A 25,546-nucleotide genomic window follows, 5' to 3' on the forward strand; every position below is an offset into this window, starting at 1 on the left:
AAGCACCGGGGACGCGAACCAGTGATCAATTGTGACCGCAGGTGAACGAAGCCGCCACGTGCTTCTTGGCCTAAGCCGTTGAAAACTGTGGATTTAGAAGCTTCGTGAATGCTTCTGATCGATGAGGCTATCTGTTAGCCGGAGATCGAGAGCACATGGCCAAGGCCCGAGATGAACGTCGCGTCGTTGACGGGCGTGGTGATCGCGTCGCGCCGCCCCGTGAGCAGCGCGGTCGCGATCGCGCGGTTGTCGCCGTCGAGGGTAGCGCGGATGCGCGCGTCGATCGCATCGCGCAGGCCCTGCATGAAGGCGGCGTAGCGCAGCTTCAAACCGCCGGCATCCGGCGGCACCGATGCCGTGATCGCGCCCATCACAAAGCCGGAGGCGCCGATGCCCTGGAAGAACATGTCGCGGGAGAAATCGTAGCTGCCGGGCCGCACTGGCGACAGCGGCGGCATCAGCCGCGCTTTCAATTGCACGAAGCTGCCGACTTCGGGCGCAGTGCCCTTGCGCACCGAGAGCCGTACCCGCTCGAGCCTGACGTCGCTGCGCTGCGCCTCCATCGCGGTCACGCGCAGCACGAAACGGTCGGTGCGCTCGCGGATGTCGCGGGTCTCGACGAAGCCGGACAGCGAGACCGAATAGAGCGGCTTTGCCAGCACGGTATGCGCGATGCGCGCCGTCTTCCAGGTCGCCACGGCAAACCCGGCCGCGACCGCTGCGATCATGATCGCCGGCCCGAACAGCCGGCTCCGCCGCAGCAGGACGGCACCGATCGTCAGCGCAGCCGCCGTTACTGCGGCCACCCACAGCACCGGCTCATGATCGGCGGCGAAATACAGCGCGATGCCGCAGCCGAAGGCGACGGGCAGCCAAGGCAGCAGCCGCCCGGCGCCGGCCTCTGCACTCGCCCATGAGCGCAATGTCTCGACGATAGAGGGCCAAACGCCAAAGCCCGCCGGCACGAAGCCACCGGCAGGAGCAGCCCTGCCGACCGGCCAAGTCCCTGCGACACCCTGGGACCGAACTGGCCGGCCCGGCTCCGCCATTCCCCTGCACCTTACGATACGCGACTGACTTGGAGGCTACCGGAACGTGCAGGCCGGCGAATAGCGGTACGGATCAGGAACGGTCGGGCCGAGCCCTACTTTTCCTCTTCCATCGTCACCGCGACCGCGGCCTTGGCCGACAGCCGCACCTTGTTGCCCTCGACGTCGGCAACAAGCCCCTTGTCGATGAAGTGATGGTGGCCCTTGTGGCTGCCCTCGCCGCTGTCCTTCTTGGTCAGCTTGATGCGATTGCCCTCGACACGGTCGACCGTGCCGACGTGGACGCCGTCGGCGCCGATGACTTCCATGTGTTCTGAGATGTTCTGCATGATGGGATCCTCGTTGGGACCCACACAACGTTTGAGAGGCCTTTTGCGTTCGTTGATGACGGGCCGGCGGGTGCGCCATGGGCTTCTCCTATCCTGGGACGGAGTAGCCTCGGATCGAGCTGACTGAGCCGAAAGTCTCATAAGCTGCCGGCTCCCGGCGGGATTACACTGGTTTCCCCGCCTCCCCGACAGACGGGCAAGGGGGAGTGGAGGCTCGCGGTTCTAAGGCCGTTGGAGCTCTCCTCGGGTGGTCCAAAACCCCTGAGGCCAGGCGTTGCCGGCGCAACCGAATTGGGCGGCTGCAACGCCCCGCATCACCGACTCCGCGGGAAGATCGACCGCTGAAGTGCGAGGAGATGATGTCTTGAAACCATAGGAGTTGCACATGGCCCTACAAGTACCGAGCGATTTTCGCCGCGTGATCATCGCTGCATCGGTGGGAAACGTCATCGAATGGTATGATTTCTACATCTTTGGCAGCCTGGCCGCAGTTCTATCGGTCAAGTTCTTTGAGCAGTCCCATCCCGTTGCGGCCCTGCTCAGCACGATCGCACTGTTCACGGCAGGGTTCCTGATCCGTCCGTTGGGCGCATTCCTGTTCGGATGGATGGGGGATCGGGTCGGCCGCAAATACACGTTCCTCATCACGCTCAGCGGAATGGGATTGGGCACGGGAGCGATTGGGTTGATCCCGACCTACCAGTCGATCGGCCTCACGGCCGCGTTCGTTCTGTTCGGCTTGCGCATGATCCAGGGCCTGTGCCTCGGTGGCGAATATGGTGGCGCCATCACCTACGTTGCCGAGCATGTGCCGGACGACCGGCGCGGCTACTACACCGGCTGGCTCCAGACCTCTCCGACTCTCGGGATCGTCGTGTCGCTGGCCGTGATCATCCTGACGCGGACGTATGCCGGTAATCAGGCATTCGACGAATGGGCGTGGCGTGTTCCGTTCCTGGCGTCCTTCCTGCTCGTGGCCATCGCGATCTACATTCGGCTCCAACTCCAGGAGACGCCGATCTTCCAGGAAATCAGGACCCGCGGCCAGATGACGAGGAATCCATGGAAGGAGGCCTTCCTCAGTTCGAACATCAAATTCATCGGGATCGCCATTGTAGTCCTGATCGGACAGGGCGTGGTTTGGTACAGCGGTCAGTTCTGGGCGCTTTACTTTCTCCAGCAGGTCTCCAAGGTGGATGCATTGACCTCCGCCTACATCGTGGGAGCTGCGCTACTCATTGCAACGCCGAGCCTGATCTTCTTTGGCTGGCTGTCGGATCAGATCGGCCGCAAGCCGGTGATCCTCGGAGGCATGTTGCTCGCCGCGATCACGTACTACCCGCTCTATCTGTGGCTGGGGTCGGTCACGCAGCCCGGAAATATCAACTATCCGATCGCGATCTTCATCATCTTCATCCTCGTCTGCTACGTCGGGATGGTGTACGGGCCGGTCGGCGCATTTCTGGCGGAATTCTTTCCCGCCAGGATCAGATACACCTCGGTGTCCGTGCCGTACCACATCGGCAATGGCTGGGGCGGCGGATTGGTGCCGTTCATCACTTCGGCCGCCTTCGCGGCCACCGGCAGCATCGGCTATGCGCTGATTTACCCGATTGCTGTCCCTGCGGTTTGCTTCGTGCTTGCCGTCTTCCTGATGCCGGAGACCCGCAAGATCAGCATCTGGCAACCGATCGAGCCCAGAACCGCATCGTGACGTGATCAACTCTCCTCCGGCCGCCAGCCGATGGCGGTCGGAGAAGAGTGGACTGGCTTCCTTCTCAGCCGGCTCGGTGATGCCAGTGATCGTGCCACCAGGCGGTGACGTCGCGATCGGTCGTCAATTCCCAGGCAGCGAGCAAGATCACCAATAGGCCCGACGATACGCTGCTCACCGTGGCGGATGCGGACTCATAACCAATGGACCAAGGCGCCACCACCAGAGCCAGGCCCAGCAGCATTTCGCCCCATTCTTCCAGGTAGGACGGGATGACAAAGGCTTCTACGGCAAACAGCATGACGCCGAGCCCGAGTGCGATGGTGAACCAGACAGTTGCCCCGGATAGACCCAGGACAAAGGACGACAGGACCAGCCATACGCCCACCAGCAGGCTGACAGCGTCTTGCCAATGTTGGATACGCATGATGCTCACCTCCCTTCTCACATTTATATGGGGTCGCAGCGCTCAAGAAGCATCCGTCCAGCCTGCGTTGTGTTGCCGCGATTATCGATCCAAGAGCCGGCGCCCAGTCCCGGCTGCCTGTGCCGCGGAAAGGCCCTTGCGAGTGCGCCGCACCAGGATGCAGACTATCGATGCTTGACGGGTGTCAATATCGACCGTTCTCGGCGCCGCCCAGTTTGCGCCCAGCATGAGGAAGATGACGCCATGCGAGAAATGGAAATCCACGACTACGCTCGGCAGTTACTGGAAGCACATGGCCCCAAAGCCATCGCCGAAGCCGCTCAGAACGCCATCGATCTCGAGAAGAAGGGCGAGCTCGAATTGGCAAGAACCTGGCGGCATATCGAAGACGCGATGAAGCTGATGCGCGGGCCACACCAAAGCTGAGGCTGCCGGCGCGCGTGCAAAAGCTGCCTGACCGCGAGTACCGCGCCATGCCGGGCTTGAGGCTGGCGCGATGCCGACGGTGAACGTGGACCACAGTCCGTCGCAAGCCGCTCGGCCGCGGCCGAACGGAACGCGATCTCAGGACGCTGATCTGGGAGCGAAACCATGGTTCCGAAATGCGCGACAGCCGAAGACCTCGTGAAGGCCATCAAGGACGAGAAGGTCCAGATGATCGATCTGCGGTTCACCGACTTGCCGGGGGTTTGGCAACATTTTTCGGTCCCGCCGAGCGCAGTGAATGTCGATGCTCTCAGCGAGGGTATTGGATTCGACGGCTCATCTATCCGCGGCTTCCAGGAGATCCAGGAAAGCGACATGCTCGTCGTCGCCGATCCGACGACGGCCTTCGTCGACCCTTATAGTCCGGCAAAGACGCTGGTCCTCATCTGCAACATCCGCGACCCCGTGACCGGCCAGTCCTACAGCCGGGATGCCCGCTACATCGCCCAGAAGGCCGAAACCCACCTCAACAGCACAGGGCGCGCCGATACCAGCTATTTCGGGCCGGAAGCGGAGTTCTTCGTCTTCGACGACGTGCGCTACGGTCAGGGGATCAATTACGCCTTGCATGAAATCGATTCCAGCGAAGGCAGCTGGAACACGAGCAAGGACGAAGAGCCGAATCTGGCTCACAAGCCGCGCCCGAAGGAGGGATATTTTCCCGTTCCCCCGACCGACAGCATGCAGGCGCTGCGCACTGAAATGGTGCTGACGATGGAGCAACTCGGAATCCAGATCGAAGCTCATCACCATGAGGTCGCAACTGGCGGCCAAAACGAAATCGACATGCGCTTCACCACCCTCACCCGTATGGCCGACAACTTGATGATCTACAAATACGTGGTCAAGAACACCGCGCATCAGTACGGCAAGACGGCCACCTTCATGCCGAAACCACTGTTCGAGGACAACGCGTCGGGCATGCACGTTCATCAAAGTCTGTGGAAGGGCGAGACCAACCTGTTCTACGACAAGGACGACTACGCCCAGCTGAGCGAGCTCGCCCGCTACTACATCGGCGGGCTCCTGACTCACGCGTGGGCGTTGTGCGGGCTTTGCGCCCCGACGACGAACTCCTATCGACGTCTGGTGCCGGGCTATGAGGCTCCAATCAACCTGGTCTACTCCCAGCGCAATCGCTCGGCCTGCTGCCGGATTCCAATGTATTCGCCGAACCCGCGGGCAAAGCGCGTCGAATTTCGTTCGCCCGATCCCTCCTGCAATCCCTATCTGGCTTTTGCCGCAATGCTGATGGCCGGCCTCGACGGTATCGACAAGCGGATCGACCCTGGCAGCCCGATTGACAAGAATCTCTACGACCTCCCGCCTGCAGAAGCGAAGGAGGTGAAGTCGACGCCGGGATCGCTGGACCAGGCGCTCGACGCGCTCGAGCGCGATCACGCGTTCCTGCTGCGCGGCGACGTATTCACCGCCGACGTGATCGAGACCTGGATCGACTACAAGCGAAAGAAAGAGATCGACGCAATCCGGCTGCGACCGCATCCTTATGAATTTCATCTGTACTACGACACGTAGCGCGCAGATCCCGGGGGGCACCCGGAATCGCCGCGAGTTGGCGACTCCAAATGCATGAAAAGCCGAAGGAGAAACGCCATGAAACGTCGTGAATTTCTGAGAACGGCAGGCATCGGGCTGGCCGCGTCAACCGCCGTTGCCACGCCAGCCATCGCGCAGTCGATGCCTGAATTGAAATGGCGATGCACCACGAGTTGGCCGAAGTCGCTCGACGTTCCCTTCAGTGCATCAGAGACGCTTTCGAAATATGTCGCGGAAGTCACCGACAACAAATTTCAGATTCAGCCCTTCGCCGGCGGCGAGATCGTTCCCGCACTTCAGGCACTCGACGCGGTGATCAATGCGACGGTCGAGATGTGTCACACCGCCGCCTATTACTTCATCGGCAAGGATCCCACCTTCGCACTCTATTGCTCCGTTCCATTTGGGCTGAATTCGCGCCAGCAGAATGCCTGGTTTCAGGATCACGGCGGCCAGGACATGCTCAACGAGTTTGGCAAGAAGTACAATTTATATGGCATCGCGGGCGGCAACACCGGCACTCAGATGGGTGGCTGGTTCCGTAAGGAGATCAACAGCGTGGAGGACCTCAACGGGCTCAAAATGCGGATCGGCGGGTGGGCGGGCAAAACGCTTTCCAAGCTTGGCACAGTCCCGCAGCAGATCGCGGGCGGCGACATCTATCCGGCATTGGAAAAAGGCACCATCGACGCGACCGAATGGGTCGGCCCTTACGACGACGAGAAGCTCGGGTTCTACAAGGTCGCCAAGTACTACTATTTTCCCGGCTGGTGGGAGGGTGGCACGGCGCTGCATTTCCTCATCAATTTGGATAAGTGGGATGCCTTGCCGAAGACATACAAGTCGCTGCTCACGGCGGCGTGCGGCTATGCGAACATGGATGTTCAGGCGCGGTATGATGCGCGCAACCCGCCGGCGCTCAAGCGCCTCGTGGCAAATGGGGCGCTCCTGCGTCCGTTCAGCCTGGCGGTGATGGAAGCCTGCCTAAAGGCTTCCAACCAGGTCAATGCCGAAACCTCCGCGTCCAACCCCGACTTCAAGAAGATCTACGATTCGCAGATGGACTTCCGAAATGACGAGAATCTCTGGTGGCAGGTCGCCGAGTACTCCTATGAAAGCTTCATGATTCGCACACGCCCCAAGGGCTGAACACCTAAAGCGCGATGAACTCAGGATGAATCATCATCGCGCTTTAGGTCCTCGTTTGAGCATGATCTCCAAACGCTCTGCGTTTGTCGGGAGGGAAAGCTGCTTCACACTTTTCCCGATCATGCTCGGGCCGATGGCGGCCAGCTGACGGAGGTTGCCAGCGGCTCCATCGCATCCGAATAGCCTCAGCCCTTGGCGACTTCCTTCGCAAATGTGTCGCGCAGCCCGATCGTCCGCGAGAACACCGGCTTGCCCGGCGTCGAATCCTTGTCGCGCACGAAGTAGCCCTGGCGCTCGAACTGCATCGGCTCGGTCGCATTGCTCTCGGCAACGGATGCCTCGATCCGCGCGTCAGGCAATATCTCCAGCGACTGCGGATTGAGATCGGCGGCGAAGTTCGCCGAATCCGGGCTCGGGTTCGCGAACAACTGGTTGTAGATCCGGATCTCTGCCGGCTTTGACGCCGCCGCCGGCAGCCAGTGCATGGTCGCCTTGACCTTGCGGCCGTCCGGGGCGTTGCCGCCCTTGGTCGCGGGATCGTAGGTGCAACGCAGCTCGACCACCTCGCCGGCTTCGTTCTTGATCACGCCGGTGCACTTGATGAAATAGGCATAGCGCAACCGCACCTCGTTGCCCGGCGACAGGCGGAAGAACTTTTTCGGCGGGTTCTCCATGAAGTCGTCGCGCTCGATATAGATCTCGCGGCCGAACGCGATCTTTCGTGTTCCCGCTGACGGATCGTCCGGATGGTTGATCGCGTCGAGCTCCTCGACCTGCCCTTCCGGATAATTCTCGATCACGACCTTGAGCGGCCGCAGCACCGCCATGCGCCGCTGCGCCCTGCGGTTCAATTCCTCGCGGATGCAGAACTCGAGCATGCCGACATCGACCACGCTGTTGGCCTTGGCAACACCGATGCGCTTGACGAACTCGCGCAATGCCGCCGGCGGCACGCCGCGGCGGCGCATGGCCGCCATGGTCGGCATGCGAGGATCGTCCCAGCCTGCGACATGGCCCTCGCGCACAAGCTGGGTCAGCACGCGCTTCGACAGCAGCGTGTAGGTCAGGTTCAGCCGCGCGAACTCGTACTGGTGCGGCTTTGACGGCACCGGCAGCTTCTCGATGAACCAGTCGTAGAGCGGCCGGTGATCCTCAAACTCCAGCGTGCAGATCGAGTGGGTGATGCCCTCGATTGCGTCAGACTGGCCGTGCGCATAGTCATAGCTAGGATAGATGCACCATTTGTCACCGGTGCGCGGATGGTGCGCATGCAGAATGCGGTACAGCACGGGATCGCGCAGATTGATGTTGCCCGCCGCCATGTCGATCTTCGCCCGCAACACGCGCGCGCCGTTGGGGAATTCGCCCGCCTTCATGCGGCGGAACAGGTCGAGATTTTCCTCCACCGTGCGGTCACGGAACGGCGAGTTCTTGCCCGGCTCGGTCAGCGTGCCGCGGGAGGCGCGGATCTCCTCCTGGGTCTGGTCGTCGACATAGGCGAGCCCGTCGCGGATCAGCTGCTCCGCCCAGTCGTACAGGCGATCGAAATAATCCGAGGCAAAGAACAGGTACTTACCCCAGTCGAAGCCGAGCCAGTGCACATCGGCCTGGATGGAATCGATGAATTCCTGCTCTTCCTTGACCGGGTTGGTGTCGTCGAAGCGCAGATGGCAGCGGCCCGGAAACTCCTGGGCGATGCCGAAATTGAGTGCGATCGACTTGGCGTGGCCGATATGCAGGTAGCCGTTCGGCTCCGGCGGGAACCGGGTCACGATCTCCCTATATTTGGCCTGGTCGAGGTCGGCCTGGATGATGTCGCGAATGAAATCGCGCCCAACCTCAGTCGCCACCGGTTCTGTGCTCATCCGAATATCCTGTAGGGAAATCAGCGGTCCTTCTGCCAAATTCGCGTGGCTGAGCCAAGGCCTTAGCAGATCCGCTACCGGGCTTTAGTTATGCACCGGTCCTGTTATATACCACCGCCTCCAATGCATTAGGCCCTGCCAAGAATGACCGATTCCGTCGTCACGCGCTTTGCTCCCTCCCCGACCGGCTTCCTCCACATCGGGGGCGCCCGCACGGCGCTGTTCAACTGGCTCTATGCGAAGAAGCACGGCGGCAAGATGCTGCTGCGGATCGAGGATACCGACCGGGAGCGTTCCACCGAGGCGGCGATCGGCGCCATCCTCGACGGGCTGAAATGGCTGGAGCTCGGCTGGGATGGCGAGGTCATCTACCAGTTCAGCCGCGCCGCCCGCCACCGCGAGGTTGCCGAACAGCTGCTGGCGGACGGCAAGGCCTATCGCTGCTACGCCACCGCCGAAGAGCTCACCGCCATGCGCGAGAAGGCGCGCGCGGAGGGGCGCACCCGCCTCTATGACGGGCTCTGGCGCGACCGCGATCCGGCCACAGCTCCGTCCGACGTCAAGCCGACGATCCGACTGCGCGCGCCTCAGACCGGCGAGACCGTGATCGAGGACCAGGTCCAGGGCCGCGTGGTCTGGCAGAACGAGAACCTCGACGATCTCGTGCTGCTGCGCGGCGATGGCAACCCGACCTACATGCTCGCGGTGGTGGTCGACGACCACGACATGGGCGTGACCCACGTCATCCGCGGCGACGATCATCTGATCAACGCCGCGCGCCAGAAGCAGATCTACGATGCGATGGGCTGGGCGCTGCCGAACATGTCCCACATCCCGCTGATCCACGGTCCGGACGGCTCGAAACTGTCCAAGCGCCATGGCGCTCTCGGCGTCGATGCCTACCGCGCCATGGGCTACCTGCCGGCCGCGTTGCGCAACTACCTCGTCCGGCTCGGCTGGAGCCACGGCGACCAGGAGATCTTCTCGACCGAGGAGATGATCGCGGCGTTCGACCTTGCGACCGTCGGCCGGGCCGCCGCGCGTTTCGACTTCGCCAAGCTGGAAAACCTCAACGGCCACTACATCCGCCACTCCGACGATCAATCGCTCGTGAAGATGTTCGAGGACGTGCTCGACCATGTGCCCGGCCGCAGCGACCTCAAGGCCAAGTTGAACGACACCACGCGCACGCAGCTTCTCAAGGCCATGCCGAGCCTGAAGGAGCGCGCCAAGACGCTGATCGAGCTGATCGACGGCGCCTACTTCATCTTCGCCGACCGGCCGCTGGAGCTCGATCCCAAGGCGGCAGCGTTGCTGACACCGGAGAACCGCAAGCTGATCGGGCAGCTTCATTCCGCGCTGGAGAATGTCGAGACCTGGAGCGCGGCCAACGCGGAGGAGGCGCTGCGCGCCTTTGCCGAGGAAAATAGTCTCAAGCTCGGCGCGGTCGCCCAGCCGCTGCGGGCGGCGCTGACCGGACGATCGACATCGCCGGGGATTTTCGAGGTTTTGGACGTGCTCGGACGCCAGGAGAGCCTGGGCCGGCTCAGCGATCAGGCCAAGGACTAGGCCAAGGATTAGGCCAAGGACCAGGCTACGACGTAAGTCGACCATGCGCGGCGCCATCTTGCAGCGCACACAGCAATAATATACCCATCTTCCCCGTACCTTCTGGAATATCCGGCCTGCCCCATCATCTTATCGGGGGCTTCCGGGTCCGGCCCGTTTCACCATACATCGGGGACCTCTGATGGACGCAAAAGCAAGCAACAAGACCGCCACGCTGACGGTCGGAAACAAGAACTACGATCTCCCGATCCACAGCGGCAGCGTCGGGCCTGAAGTCATTGATATCGGCAAGCTCTACAGCCAGTCCGGGCTGTTCACCTACGATCCCGGCTTCACCTCCACCGCGAGCTGCCAGTCCAAGATCACCTATATCGACGGCGACGCGGGCGTGCTGGAATACCGCGGCTATCCGATCGAGCAGCTGGCCGAAAACGGCGACTTCCTCGAGACCTGCTATCTGCTGCTCTACGGCAACCTGCCGACTGCCGCGCAGAAGAAGGATTTCGACGACCGCGTGATCCATCACACGATGGTGCACGAGCAGATGGCCCGCTTCTTCCAGGGCTTCCGCCGCGACGCCCATCCGATGGCGATCATGGTCGCAGCCGTCGGTGCGCTCGCCGCGTTCTATCACGACTCCACCGACATCAACGATCCGAAGCAGCGCATGATCGCGTCGATGCGGATGATCGCCAAGATCCCGACGCTGGCGGCGATGGCCTACAAATACACGATCGGCCAACCCTTCGTGTATCCGAAGAACTCGCTGAAATTCGCCGAGAACTTCCTCAATATGTGCTTCGCCGTGCCGTGCGAGGAGTACAAGATCAACCCGGTGCTGGCTGACGCGCTGGACAAGATCTTCATCCTGCACGCCGACCACGAGCAGAACGCCTCGACCTCGACAGTGCGCATCGCCGGCTCCTCCGGCGCCAACCCGTTCGCCTGCATCGCCGCCGGCATCGCCTGCCTGTGGGGCCCGGCGCATGGCGGCGCCAACGAAGCCGCGCTGGCGATGCTCGCCGAGATCGGCTCGGTCGACAACATTCCGGAATTCATCGCCAAGGTGAAGGACAAAAACAGCGAAGTCCGCCTGATGGGCTTCGGCCACCGCGTCTACAAGAACTACGATCCCCGCGCCAAGATCATGCAGAAGATGTGTCACGCCGTGCTCAAGGAGACCGGCCATGGCGACGATCCGATGCTCAAGGTGGCGCTGGAGCTGGAGCGGATCGCGCTCAGCGACCAGTACTTCATCGACCGCAAGCTGTACCCGAACGTCGACTTCTACTCGGGCATTACCCTGAAGGCGATGGGCTTCCCGGTCTCGATGTTCACCGTACTGTTCGCGGTCGCCCGCACCGTCGGCTGGATCAGCCAGTGGAGCGAGATGATCGAGGATCCGCACCAGAAGATCGGCCGTCCGCGCCAGCTCTACACCGGCGTCACCCGCCGCGACTACGTGGCGATCAACGATCGGAAGTAAGTTCGGCCGTCACGGCCTTCGAAGCGGCGCCATCTCGCGATGGCGCCGTTTTCGTTTGGCGGCATCATAGGCCGGCAAAGCGAAGCCTGCCCACCAGCTGTCCGCAGCCGAGACATAGATGCGGGCCACTCTCCGATTTGCTGCCGCGCACAACAACAAGTCCCTGCATCGCGCCGGCGAACGCTTGACAGTCGGAACGTAGCGCGCGCATTCTTACACTAAGTAAGAATGACGACAGGGATGGAAATGCCGGAGCAGCCGAGAAGTCGGCGGCAGACGCGCGCTGCCATTTTGACTCATCTGCTTCAGTCAGGCGGCTCGTTCCGACCGCCGCTGGCCAAGGCCGTGCGCCTGTCGGAAGCGAGCCTGTCGCGCATCCTGTTCGATCTGAAGGCCGAAGGCCTGATCGAGGAAGTGCGGCGCCCCGCTCCTTACGTCGGCGGCCCGACGGGCCTCGTGTCACTCGACGGCTCGGTGGCGCTCGCGGCCTTCGAGCTGAGCACCCAGCGGCTCAGCATCGGCGTTGGCGGCCTGTCGGGCAAGCTGCACTACACCGAATGCGTCCCGTTGCCGAAGACGCCAACCGTCGAGAGCGTCGGCCGGGCGTTCCGCGAGGCGCTGACTTTGCTGCGCGAGCAGACCCGGCTTCGCCGCATCACCCTGGCGCAGATCGGCGTCTCCATTCCGGGCCTCGGCCGGTTGAGCACATCAGGCAACCCGATCATTCCCTGCGACGTCAGGCATATCAGCGCCACGTTCGGCGAGGTGTTTGCCGGCGTGCCGGTCGAGTTGACCAATTCGGTCGTTGCGCACGCCACCTTCCATCGCTTCCGCACGGAGAATTATCCATTCAGCGGCGCGCATCTCTTTGTGTTTGTCAGCCACGGCGTTGCCGGCGCCTGGATGGATGATCCGGCCGAGGCCGATGCCCTGCAACCGGTCGAGCTCGGCCACATGGTGTTCGGGCCCGAGGGACCGCGTTGCCGCTGCGGCCATCACGGCTGCGTCGAGGCCTATACGTCGCTTACCGCGCTCGCCGAGGTTCTCGGCGTCGCGGAAGCCGAGTTGCTCCAGATTGGCAGCGAGTGGGTGAACAGGATCTCGATCTCGTCGCGCGTGCGCCAGGAATTGCGCCGGCGGCTGTTCCGGCTCGGCCTTGCGATCGGCAACACATTGAATGTCAGGCCATGCAATGGCGTCGCGATCAGCGGCTGGCCGTCGCTTCTCTCCGAGGACGATCGCAGCGCCTTGGTCGAAGGGATCGATGCCTGCCTGCTGGGCGGGCGGACGTTGGCACAGGTGTCCCTCGCCTTCGTGCCGCCCTCGACCGGCAACGATCCGCAGGCAGCCCTCGCCTTCGCCGCGTTCTGTCTGGCCAGCCGCGGCGGTATGCCGGCGGCATCGACGGAGGCCGCCTGACACGCCCTGAGCCGCGCGGCTTCAAGGCGCCAAGAGTTCACACCGGGAGGAACTGCCATGCCGATCACAACAACAAGGCGTCGTCTGCTCGCTGGATCTGCTGCTGCGCTCGCGCTGCCGGCATTTGCCCGCGCGCAAAGCGCGGTCAAGCCGCGCCTGACCGTGATTTCGCAATGGTCCGCAGGCAGCGATGGGGCGGCCATCACCGCGCTCGGCAAGAAATTCGAGGAGAAGGGCGGGACTTGGCAGCACTCGCCCGTCCCCGGATTCACCACCGAGATGATGAACAAGCTGCGCGCTCAGATCATCGCCGGCGATCCGCCGGCCTGTTCGCAACTCAAGGGCCCCGAGATTGCGGCTTGGTCGAAGATCGCCCCGACCATTAATCTGGACGCCCTTGTCGCCGCCGCCGGCTACGAAAAAGTTGTCGCTCCAGACCTTGCACGATTGCATAAGCCGGGGGGTAAGTGGATTTCATTGCCGTTGCAGATCTACAGCACCAACATGCTGTTTCTCTCCAAACGCGCGATGGACAAAGCCAAGGCCGACAAGATCCCCGTTACATGGACTGACTTCAACGAGCTTGCCGAAAAGATGAAAGCGGGCGGAGTTACATATCCCATCGCCAACGGCGGCACCCGCCCCGACGACGGGCAGAAATTCGAAGCCTCTCTCGCCGGCATCAGCCCCGCTGCATACCGCGCAGCCATCATGAATCTCGACAAGAAGGCCCTCGAGGGTCCCGAGATAAAGGCCGCGTTCGCACAGGCCCGCAAGATCTCCGACTGGATGGATCCCAACGTCGGCGCCCAACCCTATGCCACCAACCTGAAGCGCTTCATCGATGGCGATATGGGCATGATGATCCAGGGCGGGTGGGCGCAGGGCGTGTTGCGCAACGCCGGTTTCAAATTCGACGACTTCACCATCACGCCGGGCCCCAGCGACAATAGCAAGCCGGTCTTCCTGTTGAATGCCGATGCCTTCATATTCTGGCAGCGCAAGGAGCCCGACCTGCAGGCTGGTCAGACGTTGATGGCCCAGCTCGTCATGGATCCGGCGATCCAGACAATGTATTCGCAGATCACGGGGTCGATACCCGTGCGCACCGATGTCGATCTCTCCGGCGAAGGCTGGTCGGATGGTCAACGGCGGACCGCCGCAGCACTGAAGGACGCTGTCGCCAACAATCAGGCCGTCCTGAGCCTCGCGCACAACATGGCGCAGGAAAACGGACTGACCGCCGCGATGATCGACGTCATCACCGAGTACGTGAAGAACAAGACGATCAAGCCGGAGGAGGCCGTCACCCGCCTCGCCGAGGCCGTCGAGGGCGCGCGTTGACCAGCGCCGTCTCGACAGCAACGCAACCGGGCCGGCCGGCGACCTCTGAAATGGTGCGCCGGCTGCCCGAATATCTGACGATCTGGCTGCCGCTGCTGGTGTCGGCGGCGCACCTCGTTTCGTTTTCGCTGTGGACGATCTGGATTTCGTTCACGCCATCCACGCTTGTTCCGGTGTCGGGCTGGGTGGGCTTGCGCAACTACACCGCGGTCCTGGCGTCGCGGAACTGGCAGATTGCCTTTGACAATCTGCTGCTGTTTGGCAGCGCTTTCGTGCTGCTCAGTTTGGTGACCGGCCTCATGCTTGCGATCCTGCTCGATCAGCGCATTCGCGGCGAGAACGTGCTGCGAACGATCTTCCTCTACCCCCTGGCGGTCTCGTTCGTCGTCACCGGCACGGTCTGGAGTTGGCTGCTCAATCCCGGCATCGGGATCCAGAAACTCGTTCACGACCTCGGCTGGACCTCCTTCCGGTTCGACTGGCTGGTCGACCGCGACATGGCAATCTGGACCATCGTTATCGCTGCGGTCTGGCAGTCCTCCGGCTTCGCCATGGCGCTGTTCCTCGCCGGCCTTCGGTCCGTCGACGCCGACATTATCAAGGCCGCGCAGATCGACGGCGCTGGTCCGATCAGAATCTACCGGCGCGTCATTTTGCCCACGCTTTGGCCGATCACCATCACCGTCGTCGTGGTCCAGTTGCAGTTCGCAATTTCGGCCTTCGACCTCGTCCGCGCTCTCACCAATGGCGGGCCCGGTATAGCGACCCAGCTGCCGGCCCTTGTCGTCTATGATCTCATGTTCCAGCGCGGCCAGCTCGGCCGGGGTGCGGCGGCGGCGGTGCTCATGTTGCTCATTCTCCTCGCGGTCCTGCTGCCCTACGCAGCTTGGCGTTATGTCCAGCGACGGCGGTCGAACCATGCGTGACCGAACCTTCGCGCCGAGCCGGATGTTGATCTATCTCGTCGTTTCGTTGTTCGCGGCCGCCTATCTCGCGCCACTGGCTGTTGTCGTTCTCAACTCGCTCCGTACCAACGAGGAGATCGCGCAGGCCTCGATGATCGGCTGGCCGAAGCAATTGGCTTGGAGGAACTATGCCGCTGCCTGGAGCGGTTTCTGCGTCGCTGAGACCTGCGCCGGTATCCGGCCGTACATGCTGAACTCCGTGCTCGTCACGATTCCCGCGACGATCTTCTCGACCATACTGGGAGCGATTGCCGGTTACGCCGTCTCGCTCTGGCGTTTTCGCGGCGACAACTGGATCTACGGCATCGTGACCCTCGGCCTCTTCCTTCCCCAGCAGATGCGCCTGCTTCCCTGGACCATCGTGCTGCGGGACATCGGTCTCATCAACACGCTGACCGGCCTCGTACTAATTCACACGATCCAGGGGCTCTCCTTCACCGTGCTGTTCTGCCGAAACTACTATGTCGCCATTCCTCATGAATTGATCAGGGCCGCGCGCATCGATGGCGCCGGGTTCTTTCGTATTTTCTGGCGCATCATTCTGCCGCTCTCGGCTCCCATCTTGATCGTCACCGTGATCTGGCAGTTCACGCACATCTGGAACGAGTTCCTCTATGGCGTGACATTCACGACCGGCCAGCAGCAGCCGGTCACGGCTGCGCTCATCGCGCTATCTGCTGCAATCGCAGATATCCCGCAGCATGGCGTGCAGAGCGCTGCGGTGATCATCGCGGCCCTGCCCACGTTGTTGATCTATCTCCTCGGCGGCAGGTACTTCGTGCGCGGCCTTACCGCCGGCGCAGTGAAATGATGGAGTCACCATGGCAGCATTGAGCATTCGCACCCTATCCAAGCGCTATGCCAATCTGGAGGTGCTGAAGGGCATCGATCTCGACATCGAGAGCGGCGAATTCACGGTGCTGGTCGGGCCGTCCGGCTGCGGCAAGTCCACGCTGCTCAACATCGTAGCCGGGCTTGATCGTCCGAGCGAAGGGACCGTGGAAATCGGCGGACGCGTCGTCAACGACATCCCGCCCAAGGACCGCGACATCGCCATGGTGTTTCAGTCCTACGCTCTCTATCCGTCGATGACGGTGCGCCAGAACATCACTTTCGGCATGGAATGCCGCCATGTGCCGAAAGCGGAGCAGGAGAAGGCGCTGACAAACGTGGCAAGGCTGCTCCAGATCGAGCCGCTGCTCGACCGCAAGCCGTCGCAATTGTCCGGCGGCCAGCGCCAGCGCGTGGCGATGGGCCGGGCGCTGGTGCGCGATCCCCTGCTCTTCCTGTTCGACGAGCCGCTCTCCAATCTCGACGCCAAGCTGCGCGTCGAGATGCGGATGGAGATCAAGCGGCTGCACCAGCGCATCGGCGCCACCATCGTGTATGTCACGCACGACCAGATCGAGGCGATGACGATGGCGACGCGGATCGCCGTGATGCATCGCGGCGTGGTGCAGCAGTTCGCCGATCCTGATACCGTGTACCGCTATCCCGCCAATCTGTTCGTTGCCCGTTTCATGGGCTCGCCGCCGATGAACACAATGCCGGCGCGGCTCGAGGCCGATGCCAGTGGGCTGGTGGCCGTGATCGGAGCTGGGCGGCCTGATGAGGTTCGTCTCCGCCTGCAAGGATACGATGCGGCCGCGCCCTTTGTCGGCCGCGAGGTGGTGTTCGGGATCAGGCCAGAATGCATCGCCGAGGGCAGCCGCGTATTTTCCGGCGATGCGCCCATTGTCGTCAACGCCCCGGTGGAGATGGTCGAGCCCACCGGCGCCGAAACCATCGTGCTGCTGCGGCTCGGTGGCGAGTCTGCGCTGGCGCGCATCACGCCGGATATCCGCCCCACGCCGGGGACGCCAGCCGCTTTCGCGCTCGATACGCGCCGCATCTGCTTGTTCAACCCCGAGACGGAGCGACTCATCGCATGACAAAGACGAGCTATGCCGGTCTCGCAGATCGCGTGGTGTTGATCACCGGGGGTGCCAGCGGCATCGGCGCCGCCTTCGTGCACGCCTTCGCGGCCCAGGGAGCCCGCGTTGCGTTCCTCGATATCGACGAAGCGGCCGGCGGCGCGCTGGTCGCGGAGGTCGCGGCCGCGTCCGGGCCCGCACCGCTGTTCGTGCCCTGCGACCTCCTGGACATCGACGCGCTGCGCTCCGCGATCGCAAAGGTCCACCGCTCGCTCGGCGATGCCGCAGTCCTGGTCAACAACGCGGCCAATGATCAGCGCCAGGCACTGGCTGAGGTGACGCCCACCGAATTCGACTGGATGATCGGCGTCAACCTCAAGCACGTCTTCTTTGCAGCGCAAGCGGTGGTACCGCAGATGCAGGCGCGCGGCGGCGGCTCGATCATCAACATGTCGTCGGTGGCGTGGATGCGCGGCGCGCCGGCGCTGCCGGTCTACGCCGCGGCGAAGGCGGCGATCGTCGGCTTCACCAATTCGCTGGCCCGGCTAGTCGGTCCCGACCGCATCCGCGTCAACGTAATTGCACCCGGCATGGTGATCACCGAACGCCAGCGCCGGCTGTGGTATCCGAATGAGCAGAGCATCGCCGAGCTTCGCACGCGGCAGATCATCCCCGATGCGGTGACGCCCGAGGACATCGCGAACATGGCGCTGTACCTCGCCTCCGACGAGAGCCAGCGCATCACGCGCCAATGCTTCCAAGTCGACGGCGGCTTGGGCTAGCGCAAGTCCTGTAGGGTGGGCAAAGCGCAAGCGTGCCCACCGTCTCTCAGCAACTGGAAAAAGGTGGGCACGCATTCGCTTTGCCCACCCTACAAATCCGTCGCTTATCGCCTGCCCTTGCGCATCGTGGCCAGCACGATGTCGGCGGCGAGCACGCTCGGCGATTTGTTGCCGGTCGACATGATCGTGTCGAGTTGGGCAAACGCCTCGACCTGCTGCCGGCGCAAGGGCGAATCCGTCAACAACTCGGCCAACGCCAGCGCCAATTTCTCCGGCGTGCAGTCCTCCTGCAAGAACTCCGGAATGACCTCCCTGCCGATCACGAGATTGGCGAGGATCACAGACGAGACCTTGACCGCGCGGCGCAGGATAAAGGCTTCGATCGCGCTGACGCGATAAGCCGTCACCATAGGGATGCCCGACAGCGCGAGCTCGAGCGTCACCGTACCCGATTTCGACAACGCCGCGTGCGCGATGCGGAAGGCGGCGCGCTTCTCGTTTTCGCCGACCACGATCTGCGGCTTGACCGGCCAGTTCGCAACACCCTCGCGGATGGCGGCTTCGAGATGCGGCATGGTCGGCAGCATCAGCGCGAACGCGCGGCCCTCCGCCTGCAATCGGCCGAGCGTCGCGCCGAATACGTCGAGATGATGCCTGATCTCGCTGCGGCGGCTACCCGGCAGCACCAGGAGAACCGGTGGCTCGGCGTCGCGGCGCGCCTGCTCCTCGGCATTCGGCCGCAGCGACGGCAGTTGCTCGATCAGGGGATGGCCGACATAGCTGCATGGCGGTCCCCGCAGCTTGCGGTATTCCTCCGGCTCGAACGGCAACAGTCCGAGCACATGATCGACATAGCCGAGCATGGCGCGCGCCCGGCCCGGCCGCCAGGCCCAGACCGAGGGCGAGACGTAATCGACGACCGGAATCGCCGGATTGCGCGCGCGCACGCGGCGGGCGACACGATGGGTGAAATCGGGACTGTCGATGATGACGAGCGCGTCGGGCGCTGCCTCCGTCACGGCGTCCGCGGTCCGGCGGATCAGCCGCAAGATCTTCGGCAATTGCTGCACCACCGCGGCGAAGCCGACGATCGACAATTCCTCGATGGGGAACAGCGAATTGAGCCCCTCGCGCGTCATGGTGCGGCCGCCGACGCCCTCGAACTGCACGCCATCGCCGAGCCGCTGGCGCAGCACCTTCATCAGCGCACTGCCGAGCCTGTCGCCGGATTCCTCCGTCGCGACCAGGAAAATTATCCGCTTCGGATCGCGCCCCTGCATCACGCCGGCAGACCGATGACGAAGAGATACTTGGCGTCGGCGATCCCGATCATCGCCTGCGGCTCGGCGGCAATGGTGTTGCCGGCGATGACGGCGATGCCGGCGAGACCAGCGGCGGCGACGCCCTCAATGGTACGTGCGCCGATCGTCGGCAGGTCGAAACGCAGATCCTGGCCGCTCTTCGGCGCCTTCACCAGCACGCCGCGGCCGGTGGCTGCACGGATACGCCCCTCCTCGCGCAGGCGCGCAACGCGCGCGAGCAGGGCATCGGTGCCCTCGATATCCTCGACCGCCACCACGTGGCCGTCGATCACCACCGTGGCCTGGCCGATATCGAACGGCCCGAGCGCGCTCAGCACCGCGCGCCCGCGCTCGATGTCGGTCTTGCTGTTGTCGCTCGGCCAGGCGCGGGTGATGCAGCCCTCGGGCATCAGCAAGTCGGGCGCGACGTCCCTGATGCCGATCATGCGAAAGCCGCCCTGCTCGAGGATGCGTCCGACGCCGGACAACAAATGATCGTCGCCGCCGCGGAAGGCGCGGATGACATTGCCGAGCAGCCGCAGCGTCGTGAAGTCGAACCGTATCTCCGAGAGCGACGGCCGTACCAGCGTGCCGATGAAGATCAGGTCGCGGCAGCCCTCCTCGCGAAACAACCGCATCGCGCGGCCGAGCTGGCCGACCGAGATCCAGCGGTGGCGGAATTTTTCCACCTGCGCCGGATCGCAGGCGCCGCGCAGCGCAAACAGCACCGGCGTAACGCCGCGCGCGGCGAGCGACTCGGCGACCGCGAACGGCATCGCGCCGCCGCCAGCGACCACGCCGACCGGAGATGAAATCCCCGAAGCCGCCGATGTCGCGCCCGCGGTCATCTCAGAACTCACTTTGCGATGGCGGGAAGACAAAGCGGGCGATGCTTGCCCTTGCCGATGAAGTCGAGGATCTCGGCGATCGCGGCATCCTCGCCTGCCAGCGGCCGCACCGCCTCGAGCCGCTCGGCGAACGTGCCGGGCCCGTGGAACAGTTTTTGGTAGAACGCACGTACAATCGCAAGCCGTTGCTTGGTGAACTTGCGCCGCTTCATGCCGATAATGTTGAGGCCCTCGAGCGCCGCATACTGGCCGTTGACCAGCCCGAACGGGATGACGTCGTCGCGCACGCCGCACACGCCGCCGACCATGACCTGCGGGCCGATGCGGGTGAACTGGTGCACTGCGGACAGCCCGCCGATGAAGACGAAGTCGCCAATCTCGCAGTGACCACCGAGCGTGGCAGAGGTTGCGAAGATCACGTCGTTGCCGACATGGCAGTCATGGCCGACATGACTGCAGTTCATGAAATAGCCGCGGTCGCCGACCTCCGTGATACCCCCGCCGGCGACCGTGCCGGCGCTCATGGTCACGGATTCGCGGATGGTGCAGCCTGCGCCGATCGTCAGCTTGGTCAGCTCGCCACGATAGCTGAGCGACTGCGGCGGCGTACCGAGCGAGGCGAACGGATAGATGGTGCAATCATCACCGATCGTGGTCTGCGCGGTGATATGCACATGCCCGATCAGTTTGCAGTTTTTGCCGATCACGACATGCGGACCGATGGTGCAAAAGGGTCCGATCTCGGTGCCCTCGCCGATCAATGCGCCGTCTGCCACCCGCGCGGTGGGATCAATCTTGCTCATCAAGCAATCATACTTATCAAGAAGGTCTGGTTATGCGTTGAAGTTGCTTCGTTTTCCGCTGGTTAGCGCGACTATGCCCGATCTGTCCAGTGACGTATCATCTCTGCCTGTTTCAGGTGCCAGGTGAGGCGGTCGTATCGACGCATCAACGACTTCATCAAGAGCTTTAAGGCTTGCACCAGGCGAAACAGGCCTGATGCGCGTTGCGCGATCAGACCTGCTAACAGCCAGATGAAGCCGATGTGGCCTTGAGAGCGTAGCCCTGCCGCTCAGTCGGTCAGCATCGCCCCGACGTCGGCTTCCGCGACGACCTGGCCGTTGACCTTGGCGTCGCCGTGAAACCACCACATGGTCTTGCGGCGGCCGATCGAGCGCATGTGGTACTCGATGGTATCGCCGGGCATCACAGGCTTGCGGAACTTGCATTTGTCGATGGTGAGGAAATAGACCGCCCGCGGCTTTTCGGTGCCCTCGACCGACTTGATGCCGATCACGCCCGCGGTCTGCGCCATCGCCTCGATCATCATCACTCCGGGATAGACCGGGCGATCCGGGAAGTGGCCCTGGAACGGCGGCTCGTTGAAGGTGACGTTCTTGATGCCGATGCCGCTGTAATCGGTGCGGATGTTGATCACGCGGTCGATCAGCAGCATCGGAAAGCGGTGCGGGAGCGTTTGCAGGATCATGTTGATGTCCACAAGCTCGAACCTGACCGGTGCTTCGTCCGTCACTCCCGTTCCTCCTGCTTCGGATCGGCCTTGCTGTCGCGCGCCAGGCGCTCCACCGCCAAAATCTCCTTGAACCACTGCCGGGTCGGCTTAGCAAAAAAACCGCCCCAGCGTCCGCCCGGCGGGATGTCGTCCTTGACGCCGCTCATGGCAGTTACCTGGGCCCCGTCCCCGATCTTGAGGTGATTGTTGATGCCAACCTTCGCTCCCAGCGCCACGTTGTCGCCGATGGTCAGGCTGCCGGCCAGCCCGATCTGGGCCGCCAGCAGGCAGTGCCGGCCGATTGTCACATTGTGGCCGATCTGAACCTGATTGTCGATTTTGGTGCCCTCCCCGATCACGGTGTCGCGCAAGCTGCCGCGATCGATCGTCGTGCCGGCGCCGACCTCGACGTCGTTCTGGATCACCACCCGCCCGGTCTGCGGCACCTTCAGATGGCCCTCGGGGCCGAAGAAGATGAATCCATAGCCGTCCTGGCCGATCGAGCAGCCCGGATGGATCAGGACGTTGTTGCCGATCAGCGCGCACTGGATCGCCGTGCGGGCGCCGACGTTGCAGTCGCGGCCGATCTTGACGCCGGGTCCGATCACGGCGCCTACGCCGACCACCGTGCCGCTGCCGATCTCGACATCCGGGCCGATGACCGCCAGGGGATCGACGATGACGCCGTCCTCGAGCCGCGCCGAGGGGTCGACGATCGCCGACGGCGCGATGCCGTCATTGCCCATCCAGGATTGCGGCCTGAGCGCGTCACCGTGCCATTCCCGTGCGATCCTGACGAAGGCGCGGAACGGCTGGCTCACCCGCAGCACGGCAATATGCGCGGGCACCTGGGCTTCGAAACGCGGGCTCACCAGGCAGGCGCCGGCTTTGGTCGCCTTGATCTGGTCGGCATATTTCAAATTGTCGAAGAACGTCAGATGCATCGGGCCGGCCTCGTCGAGCGAAGCCAGGCCGGTGATGATTTGGCCGCCCCTGATAGGATCGACCAGTTGCGCCTTGCTCAGCGCGGCAATGTCAGCCAGCGCTGAGGCCGGCGGCTTTGTGAAGAAGGTCGGCTGCGCCATTCCACCCCGTCGCGGTCCGGCTTCGGCATGAAGCGGTCAAGCCGCATCATGCCTCATCTCTTGGATCGACACGACCCCTTCGGAAACCGGCTTCCCTGATCCGGATCGTGCCCTGCTGCTCGTATTAGAAGCTGGTGCCGCCGCCGAACCGGAACTCCTGCGTACGGTCGTTCTTGCCCTTGGTGAGCGGCACGGCGTAGTCGAAGCGCAGCGGTCCGAATGGCGACTGCCAGATCAGGCCGACACCAACCGACGAGCGGACGACATTGCCGTTGTCGTACACCAGGCCGGTACAAGTTCCAGGCGAGGCCGGGTTGACGGTCGACGGCGTACAAGTCGAGTTCTTGGTCGTGGTCATTTCGTTCGTGACCGACCACGTCGTCGGGCCTTGATAGTCGTAGAGGCCGCCGGCGTCGGCGTAGACCGCACCCTTCAGACCCACTTCCTTCGGCAGGAACCAGAACGGCATCTGCAATTCGAGCGAAGCGCCCCAATATTTGGTGCCGCCCAGCGCGTCCCGCGAGCCGTAGGGATTCAGATCGCGCGGACCGATGCCGTTCGGAGCAAAGCCGCGGACAAGGTTCGGACCCATCTGGAAATGATCGAGCATGCGCAGGTCATCGCTGCCGATCTTGTTCAGGATGCCGCTCTGCAAATGGACCAGGCCGACGACGTCCGCGACCAGCGGAGCGTAATACTTCGCATCGACAGCGGACTTCAGGTAGGAGACGTCGCCGCCGACGCCGGCAAAATCCTGCCGGAAGTCGACGAGCAGGCCGTCGGTTGGGTTCTTGTTGTTGTCCAGCGTGTTGTAGGTCAGCGTGTAGCCGAGAGCCGAGGTCAGCGTCTTGCCGTTCGCAAGTTCCTTGCGCACCGGCAGCGAGGCTTCGCCGTCGCTGTAGCAGCCGAGGCCGCTGGTCGAGGTCAGATCGATCGGCGGGGTCTGCGATGCGGCGAAGGCCGGGCTCGGGTTGAATGCCGACGAACCGAGAACGTTGTTACAGTTCGCCAGATAGCTCGGCAGCGTGATTTCCTGCTGGTAGACCGAGTAGCGCAGCTGCAGCGCCAGATCTTCACGCAGGCTGAAGCCGAGGCGCGGGCTGAAGCCCAGCGTCTTGGTGCCGTAGGAGATGTAGCTGTTGGACAGTTGCTGGCGCTGATAGAGGTCAAGGCCCAGCGCGACGCGGTAGTCGAGCAAATACGGCTCGACGAACGACAGCGAATAGCCGCGCGCATACTGGCCGTAGGTCACCGATGCCTTGGCAAACAGGCCGCGGCCCAGCAGGTTGCGTTCGGAGATCGAGACTTCGGCGAGCGCACCGTCGGTGGTGGAGTAGCCGCCCGAAACCGAGAAGTCGCCGGTCGATTTCTCTTCGAGATCGACGACCAGAACCACGCGGTCGCTGGAGGAGCCCGGCTCCGTCGTGATCTTCACGGTCTTGAAGTAGTCGAGATTCTTCAGGCGCCGCTCGGCACGGTCGACCAGCGCGCGGTTGTAGGCGTCGCCCTCGGAGATGTCGAATTCGCGCCGGATCACGTAGTCGCGCGTGCGGGTGTTGCCGCGGATGTTGATGCGCTCGATATAGGTGCGCGGGCCCTCGTCGATATTGAAGACCACCGTCACGGTATGGGCTTCGAAATTGCGGTCGCCACCGGGACGAACCACGGCGAAGGCATAGCCGCGGCGCGAGGCCTCGATCTGCATCTCCTCGACCGACTTCTCGACCGATTCGACGTTGTAGAGCGAACCGGCGTGGATGCGCGAAAAGGCGCGCATCGACGTGGGATCGAAGTTCGGAATGCTAGAGCGGAAGTCGACCGCGCCGACGCGGTACTGCTGGCCCTCCTCGATCTTGAAGGTGACGAGGAAGCCCTTCTTCTCCGGATCATATTCGGTGAGCGCGGCCACGACCTGGACGTCGGCGAAGCCGTTCTTGAGATAGAATCGGCGGAGCAGGTCGCGGTCGGCCTCGACCCGATCCGGATCGTAGACGTCGCCGCTGCCGAGGAAGCTCAGCAAATTCGTTTCATGCGTCTTGATGACGTCCCTGAGCCGGTAAGACGAGAACGCATTGTTGCCGATGAAGTCGATCGACTTGACGCCGGTCTTGGCCCCCTCCTCGATGGTGAAGACGAGATCGACGCGGTTGTTCGGCTGCTCGATGACCTCGGGCGTGACGCGCACGTCGTAGCGGCCGGAGCGGCGATAGATTTCGGCGATTCGCAACGTGTCGGACTGCACCATGGCGCGGGAGAAGGTGCCGCGCGCCTTGGACTGGATTTCAGCCGTAAGCTGCTCGTCCTTGATCTTCTTGTTGCCCTCGAAGGCAATACGCCCGATCACCGGGTTTTCCACTACGGAGACGATGATCTGGCCGCCAGCGCCGCGATTGATCTTCACGTCCTGGAACAGGCCGGTCTCGATCAGCCGCTTCAGGCCGTCATCAATCGCGCCCTGATCAAGGCGGCCGCCTGGACCCGGGTTGAAATAGGAGCGGATGGTCTCCACCTCGACACGGCGATTTCCCTCGACCGAAATCGACTGAACGGTCTGAGCGAGCGCAGACGAAGACACAAAAACAGCCCCAATCGGGGCAACCACCGGCGCGCCGAACATGATCAGGGTGGCAAGCAAGCCGCCCCGGAGTCGCAGACCAAACTTCATGCGCAGCGCGCCCTTATCATTCCGTACCAGACCCAACCCCAAAGCCAGTCTGGAGATTCCCCAAGTTCAGGCCGCTTGTA

The 25,546-nt window shown here is 63.1% G+C and carries 21 protein-coding genes and 1 pseudogene; 12 read left to right on the forward strand and 10 right to left on the reverse strand.

Annotation, left to right across the window (positions count from 1 at the left end):
* Nucleotides 1-137 precede the first annotated feature (137 nt).
* Both FXV83_RS20795 and FXV83_RS20800 read right to left on the reverse strand, forming a co-directional pair.
* Nucleotides 138-1,049: pseudogene (locus FXV83_RS20795) on the reverse strand (ComEC/Rec2 family competence protein); the annotation flags it as partial.
* 95 nt (nucleotides 1,050-1,144) lie between these two features.
* Nucleotides 1,145-1,378 carry a DUF2171 domain-containing protein gene (locus FXV83_RS20800; RefSeq protein WP_148741266.1) on the reverse strand — a complete coding sequence of 78 codons (234 nt, stop codon included), beginning with the start codon at nucleotides 1,376-1,378 and terminating at the stop codon, nucleotides 1,145-1,147.
* A 385-nt stretch (nucleotides 1,379-1,763) separates the two neighbouring features.
* On the opposite strand from FXV83_RS20800, the gene FXV83_RS20805 reads away from it, so the two are divergent.
* The gene (locus tag FXV83_RS20805) at nucleotides 1,764-3,092 is read left to right on the forward strand and encodes an MFS transporter (RefSeq protein WP_148741267.1); all 1,329 of its coding nucleotides are present in this window, start codon (nucleotides 1,764-1,766) and stop codon (nucleotides 3,090-3,092) included.
* A gap of 64 nt (nucleotides 3,093-3,156) precedes the next feature.
* On the opposite strand, the gene FXV83_RS20810 is transcribed toward FXV83_RS20805, so the two are convergent.
* The gene (locus FXV83_RS20810; protein ID WP_187436041.1) at nucleotides 3,157-3,519 is read right to left on the reverse strand and encodes an SPW repeat domain-containing protein; all 363 of its coding nucleotides are present in this window, start codon (nucleotides 3,517-3,519) and stop codon (nucleotides 3,157-3,159) included.
* Nucleotides 3,520-3,762: 243 nt separating this feature from the next.
* On the opposite strand from FXV83_RS20810, the gene FXV83_RS20815 reads away from it, so the two are divergent.
* The 3 genes from FXV83_RS20815 to FXV83_RS20825 all read left to right on the forward strand — a co-directional run bounded on the left by FXV83_RS20815 (nucleotide 3,763) and on the right by FXV83_RS20825 (nucleotide 6,711).
* On the forward strand, nucleotides 3,763-3,945 hold the full coding sequence (locus FXV83_RS20815) for a hypothetical protein (RefSeq protein WP_187436043.1): 183 nt from the start codon (nucleotides 3,763-3,765) through the stop codon (nucleotides 3,943-3,945).
* 165 nt (nucleotides 3,946-4,110) lie between these two features.
* A complete protein-coding gene (gene glnA / locus FXV83_RS20820) occupies nucleotides 4,111-5,541 on the forward strand; it encodes a type I glutamate--ammonia ligase (RefSeq protein WP_148741269.1) in 1,431 nt (476 codons plus the stop codon).
* A gap of 78 nt (nucleotides 5,542-5,619) precedes the next feature.
* Nucleotides 5,620-6,711, forward strand: a complete 1,092-nt coding sequence (locus tag FXV83_RS20825; RefSeq protein WP_148741295.1) for a TRAP transporter substrate-binding protein — start codon at nucleotides 5,620-5,622, stop codon at nucleotides 6,709-6,711.
* 185 nt (nucleotides 6,712-6,896) lie between these two features.
* On the opposite strand, the gene FXV83_RS20830 is transcribed toward FXV83_RS20825, so the two are convergent.
* Nucleotides 6,897-8,576: a glutamine--tRNA ligase/YqeY domain fusion protein gene (locus FXV83_RS20830; protein ID WP_148741270.1), complete on the reverse strand. Its 1,680-nt coding sequence runs from the start codon at nucleotides 8,574-8,576 to the stop codon at nucleotides 6,897-6,899.
* A gap of 144 nt (nucleotides 8,577-8,720) precedes the next feature.
* On the opposite strand from FXV83_RS20830, the gene gltX reads away from it, so the two are divergent.
* The 8 genes from gltX (at nucleotide 8,721) to FXV83_RS20870 (ending at nucleotide 18,054) form a co-directional block, all read left to right on the forward strand.
* Nucleotides 8,721-10,145 carry a glutamate--tRNA ligase gene (gltX, locus tag FXV83_RS20835; RefSeq protein WP_148741271.1) on the forward strand — a complete coding sequence of 475 codons (1,425 nt, stop codon included), beginning with the start codon at nucleotides 8,721-8,723 and terminating at the stop codon, nucleotides 10,143-10,145.
* A gap of 181 nt (nucleotides 10,146-10,326) precedes the next feature.
* On the forward strand, nucleotides 10,327-11,631 hold the full coding sequence (gene gltA, locus FXV83_RS20840) for a citrate synthase (protein WP_148741272.1): 1,305 nt from the start codon (nucleotides 10,327-10,329) through the stop codon (nucleotides 11,629-11,631).
* Nucleotides 11,632-11,871: 240 nt separating this feature from the next.
* Nucleotides 11,872-13,050: an ROK family transcriptional regulator gene (locus FXV83_RS20845; protein ID WP_187436044.1), complete on the forward strand. Its 1,179-nt coding sequence runs from the start codon at nucleotides 11,872-11,874 to the stop codon at nucleotides 13,048-13,050.
* 57 nt (nucleotides 13,051-13,107) lie between these two features.
* Nucleotides 13,108-14,394, forward strand: a complete 1,287-nt coding sequence (locus FXV83_RS20850) for an ABC transporter substrate-binding protein (protein ID WP_148741274.1) — start codon at nucleotides 13,108-13,110, stop codon at nucleotides 14,392-14,394.
* Nucleotides 14,395-14,444: 50 nt separating this feature from the next.
* Complete coding sequence (locus tag FXV83_RS20855; protein ID WP_148741296.1) at nucleotides 14,445-15,320, forward strand: carbohydrate ABC transporter permease; 876 nt, start codon at nucleotides 14,445-14,447, stop codon at nucleotides 15,318-15,320.
* Nucleotides 15,313-16,170: a carbohydrate ABC transporter permease gene (locus FXV83_RS20860; RefSeq protein ID WP_148741275.1), complete on the forward strand. Its 858-nt coding sequence runs from the start codon at nucleotides 15,313-15,315 to the stop codon at nucleotides 16,168-16,170. The genes FXV83_RS20855 and FXV83_RS20860 overlap by 8 nt, the downstream gene beginning before the upstream one ends.
* 10 nt (nucleotides 16,171-16,180) lie before the next feature.
* A complete protein-coding gene (locus FXV83_RS20865) occupies nucleotides 16,181-17,290 on the forward strand; it encodes an ABC transporter ATP-binding protein (protein WP_148741276.1) in 1,110 nt (369 codons plus the stop codon).
* Nucleotides 17,287-18,054: an SDR family NAD(P)-dependent oxidoreductase gene (locus FXV83_RS20870; protein WP_148741277.1), complete on the forward strand. Its 768-nt coding sequence runs from the start codon at nucleotides 17,287-17,289 to the stop codon at nucleotides 18,052-18,054. Before FXV83_RS20865 ends, FXV83_RS20870 begins: the two co-directional genes overlap by 4 nt.
* 104 nt (nucleotides 18,055-18,158) lie before the next feature.
* On the opposite strand, the gene lpxB is transcribed toward FXV83_RS20870, so the two are convergent.
* The 6 genes from lpxB to bamA all read right to left on the reverse strand — a co-directional run bounded on the left by lpxB (nucleotide 18,159) and on the right by bamA (nucleotide 25,466).
* The gene (lpxB, locus tag FXV83_RS20875; protein ID WP_148741278.1) at nucleotides 18,159-19,337 is read right to left on the reverse strand and encodes a lipid-A-disaccharide synthase; all 1,179 of its coding nucleotides are present in this window, start codon (nucleotides 19,335-19,337) and stop codon (nucleotides 18,159-18,161) included.
* On the reverse strand, nucleotides 19,334-20,203 hold the full coding sequence (locus FXV83_RS20880; RefSeq protein ID WP_148741279.1) for an LpxI family protein: 870 nt from the start codon (nucleotides 20,201-20,203) through the stop codon (nucleotides 19,334-19,336). The genes lpxB and FXV83_RS20880 overlap by 4 nt, the downstream gene beginning before the upstream one ends.
* Nucleotides 20,204-20,211: 8 nt before the next feature.
* Nucleotides 20,212-21,006: an acyl-ACP--UDP-N-acetylglucosamine O-acyltransferase gene (gene lpxA / locus FXV83_RS20885; protein WP_148741280.1), complete on the reverse strand. Its 795-nt coding sequence runs from the start codon at nucleotides 21,004-21,006 to the stop codon at nucleotides 20,212-20,214.
* Between the two features lie 269 nt (nucleotides 21,007-21,275).
* Nucleotides 21,276-21,692, reverse strand: coding sequence for a 3-hydroxyacyl-ACP dehydratase FabZ (gene fabZ / locus FXV83_RS20890; protein WP_249815310.1), 417 nt, complete (start codon nucleotides 21,690-21,692; stop codon nucleotides 21,276-21,278).
* 41 nt (nucleotides 21,693-21,733) lie between these two features.
* Entirely contained in the window at nucleotides 21,734-22,801 is a 1,068-nt protein-coding gene (gene lpxD, locus FXV83_RS20895; RefSeq protein ID WP_148741282.1) for a UDP-3-O-(3-hydroxymyristoyl)glucosamine N-acyltransferase, read from the reverse strand.
* Nucleotides 22,802-22,925: 124 nt separating this feature from the next.
* The gene (gene bamA, locus FXV83_RS20900) at nucleotides 22,926-25,466 is read right to left on the reverse strand and encodes an outer membrane protein assembly factor BamA (protein ID WP_148741283.1); all 2,541 of its coding nucleotides are present in this window, start codon (nucleotides 25,464-25,466) and stop codon (nucleotides 22,926-22,928) included.
* Between the last annotated feature and the right edge of the window lie 80 nt (nucleotides 25,467-25,546).

It is taken from the genome of Bradyrhizobium hipponense (genome assembly GCF_008123965.1).
Classification (GTDB): domain Bacteria; phylum Pseudomonadota; class Alphaproteobacteria; order Rhizobiales; family Xanthobacteraceae; genus Bradyrhizobium; species Bradyrhizobium hipponense.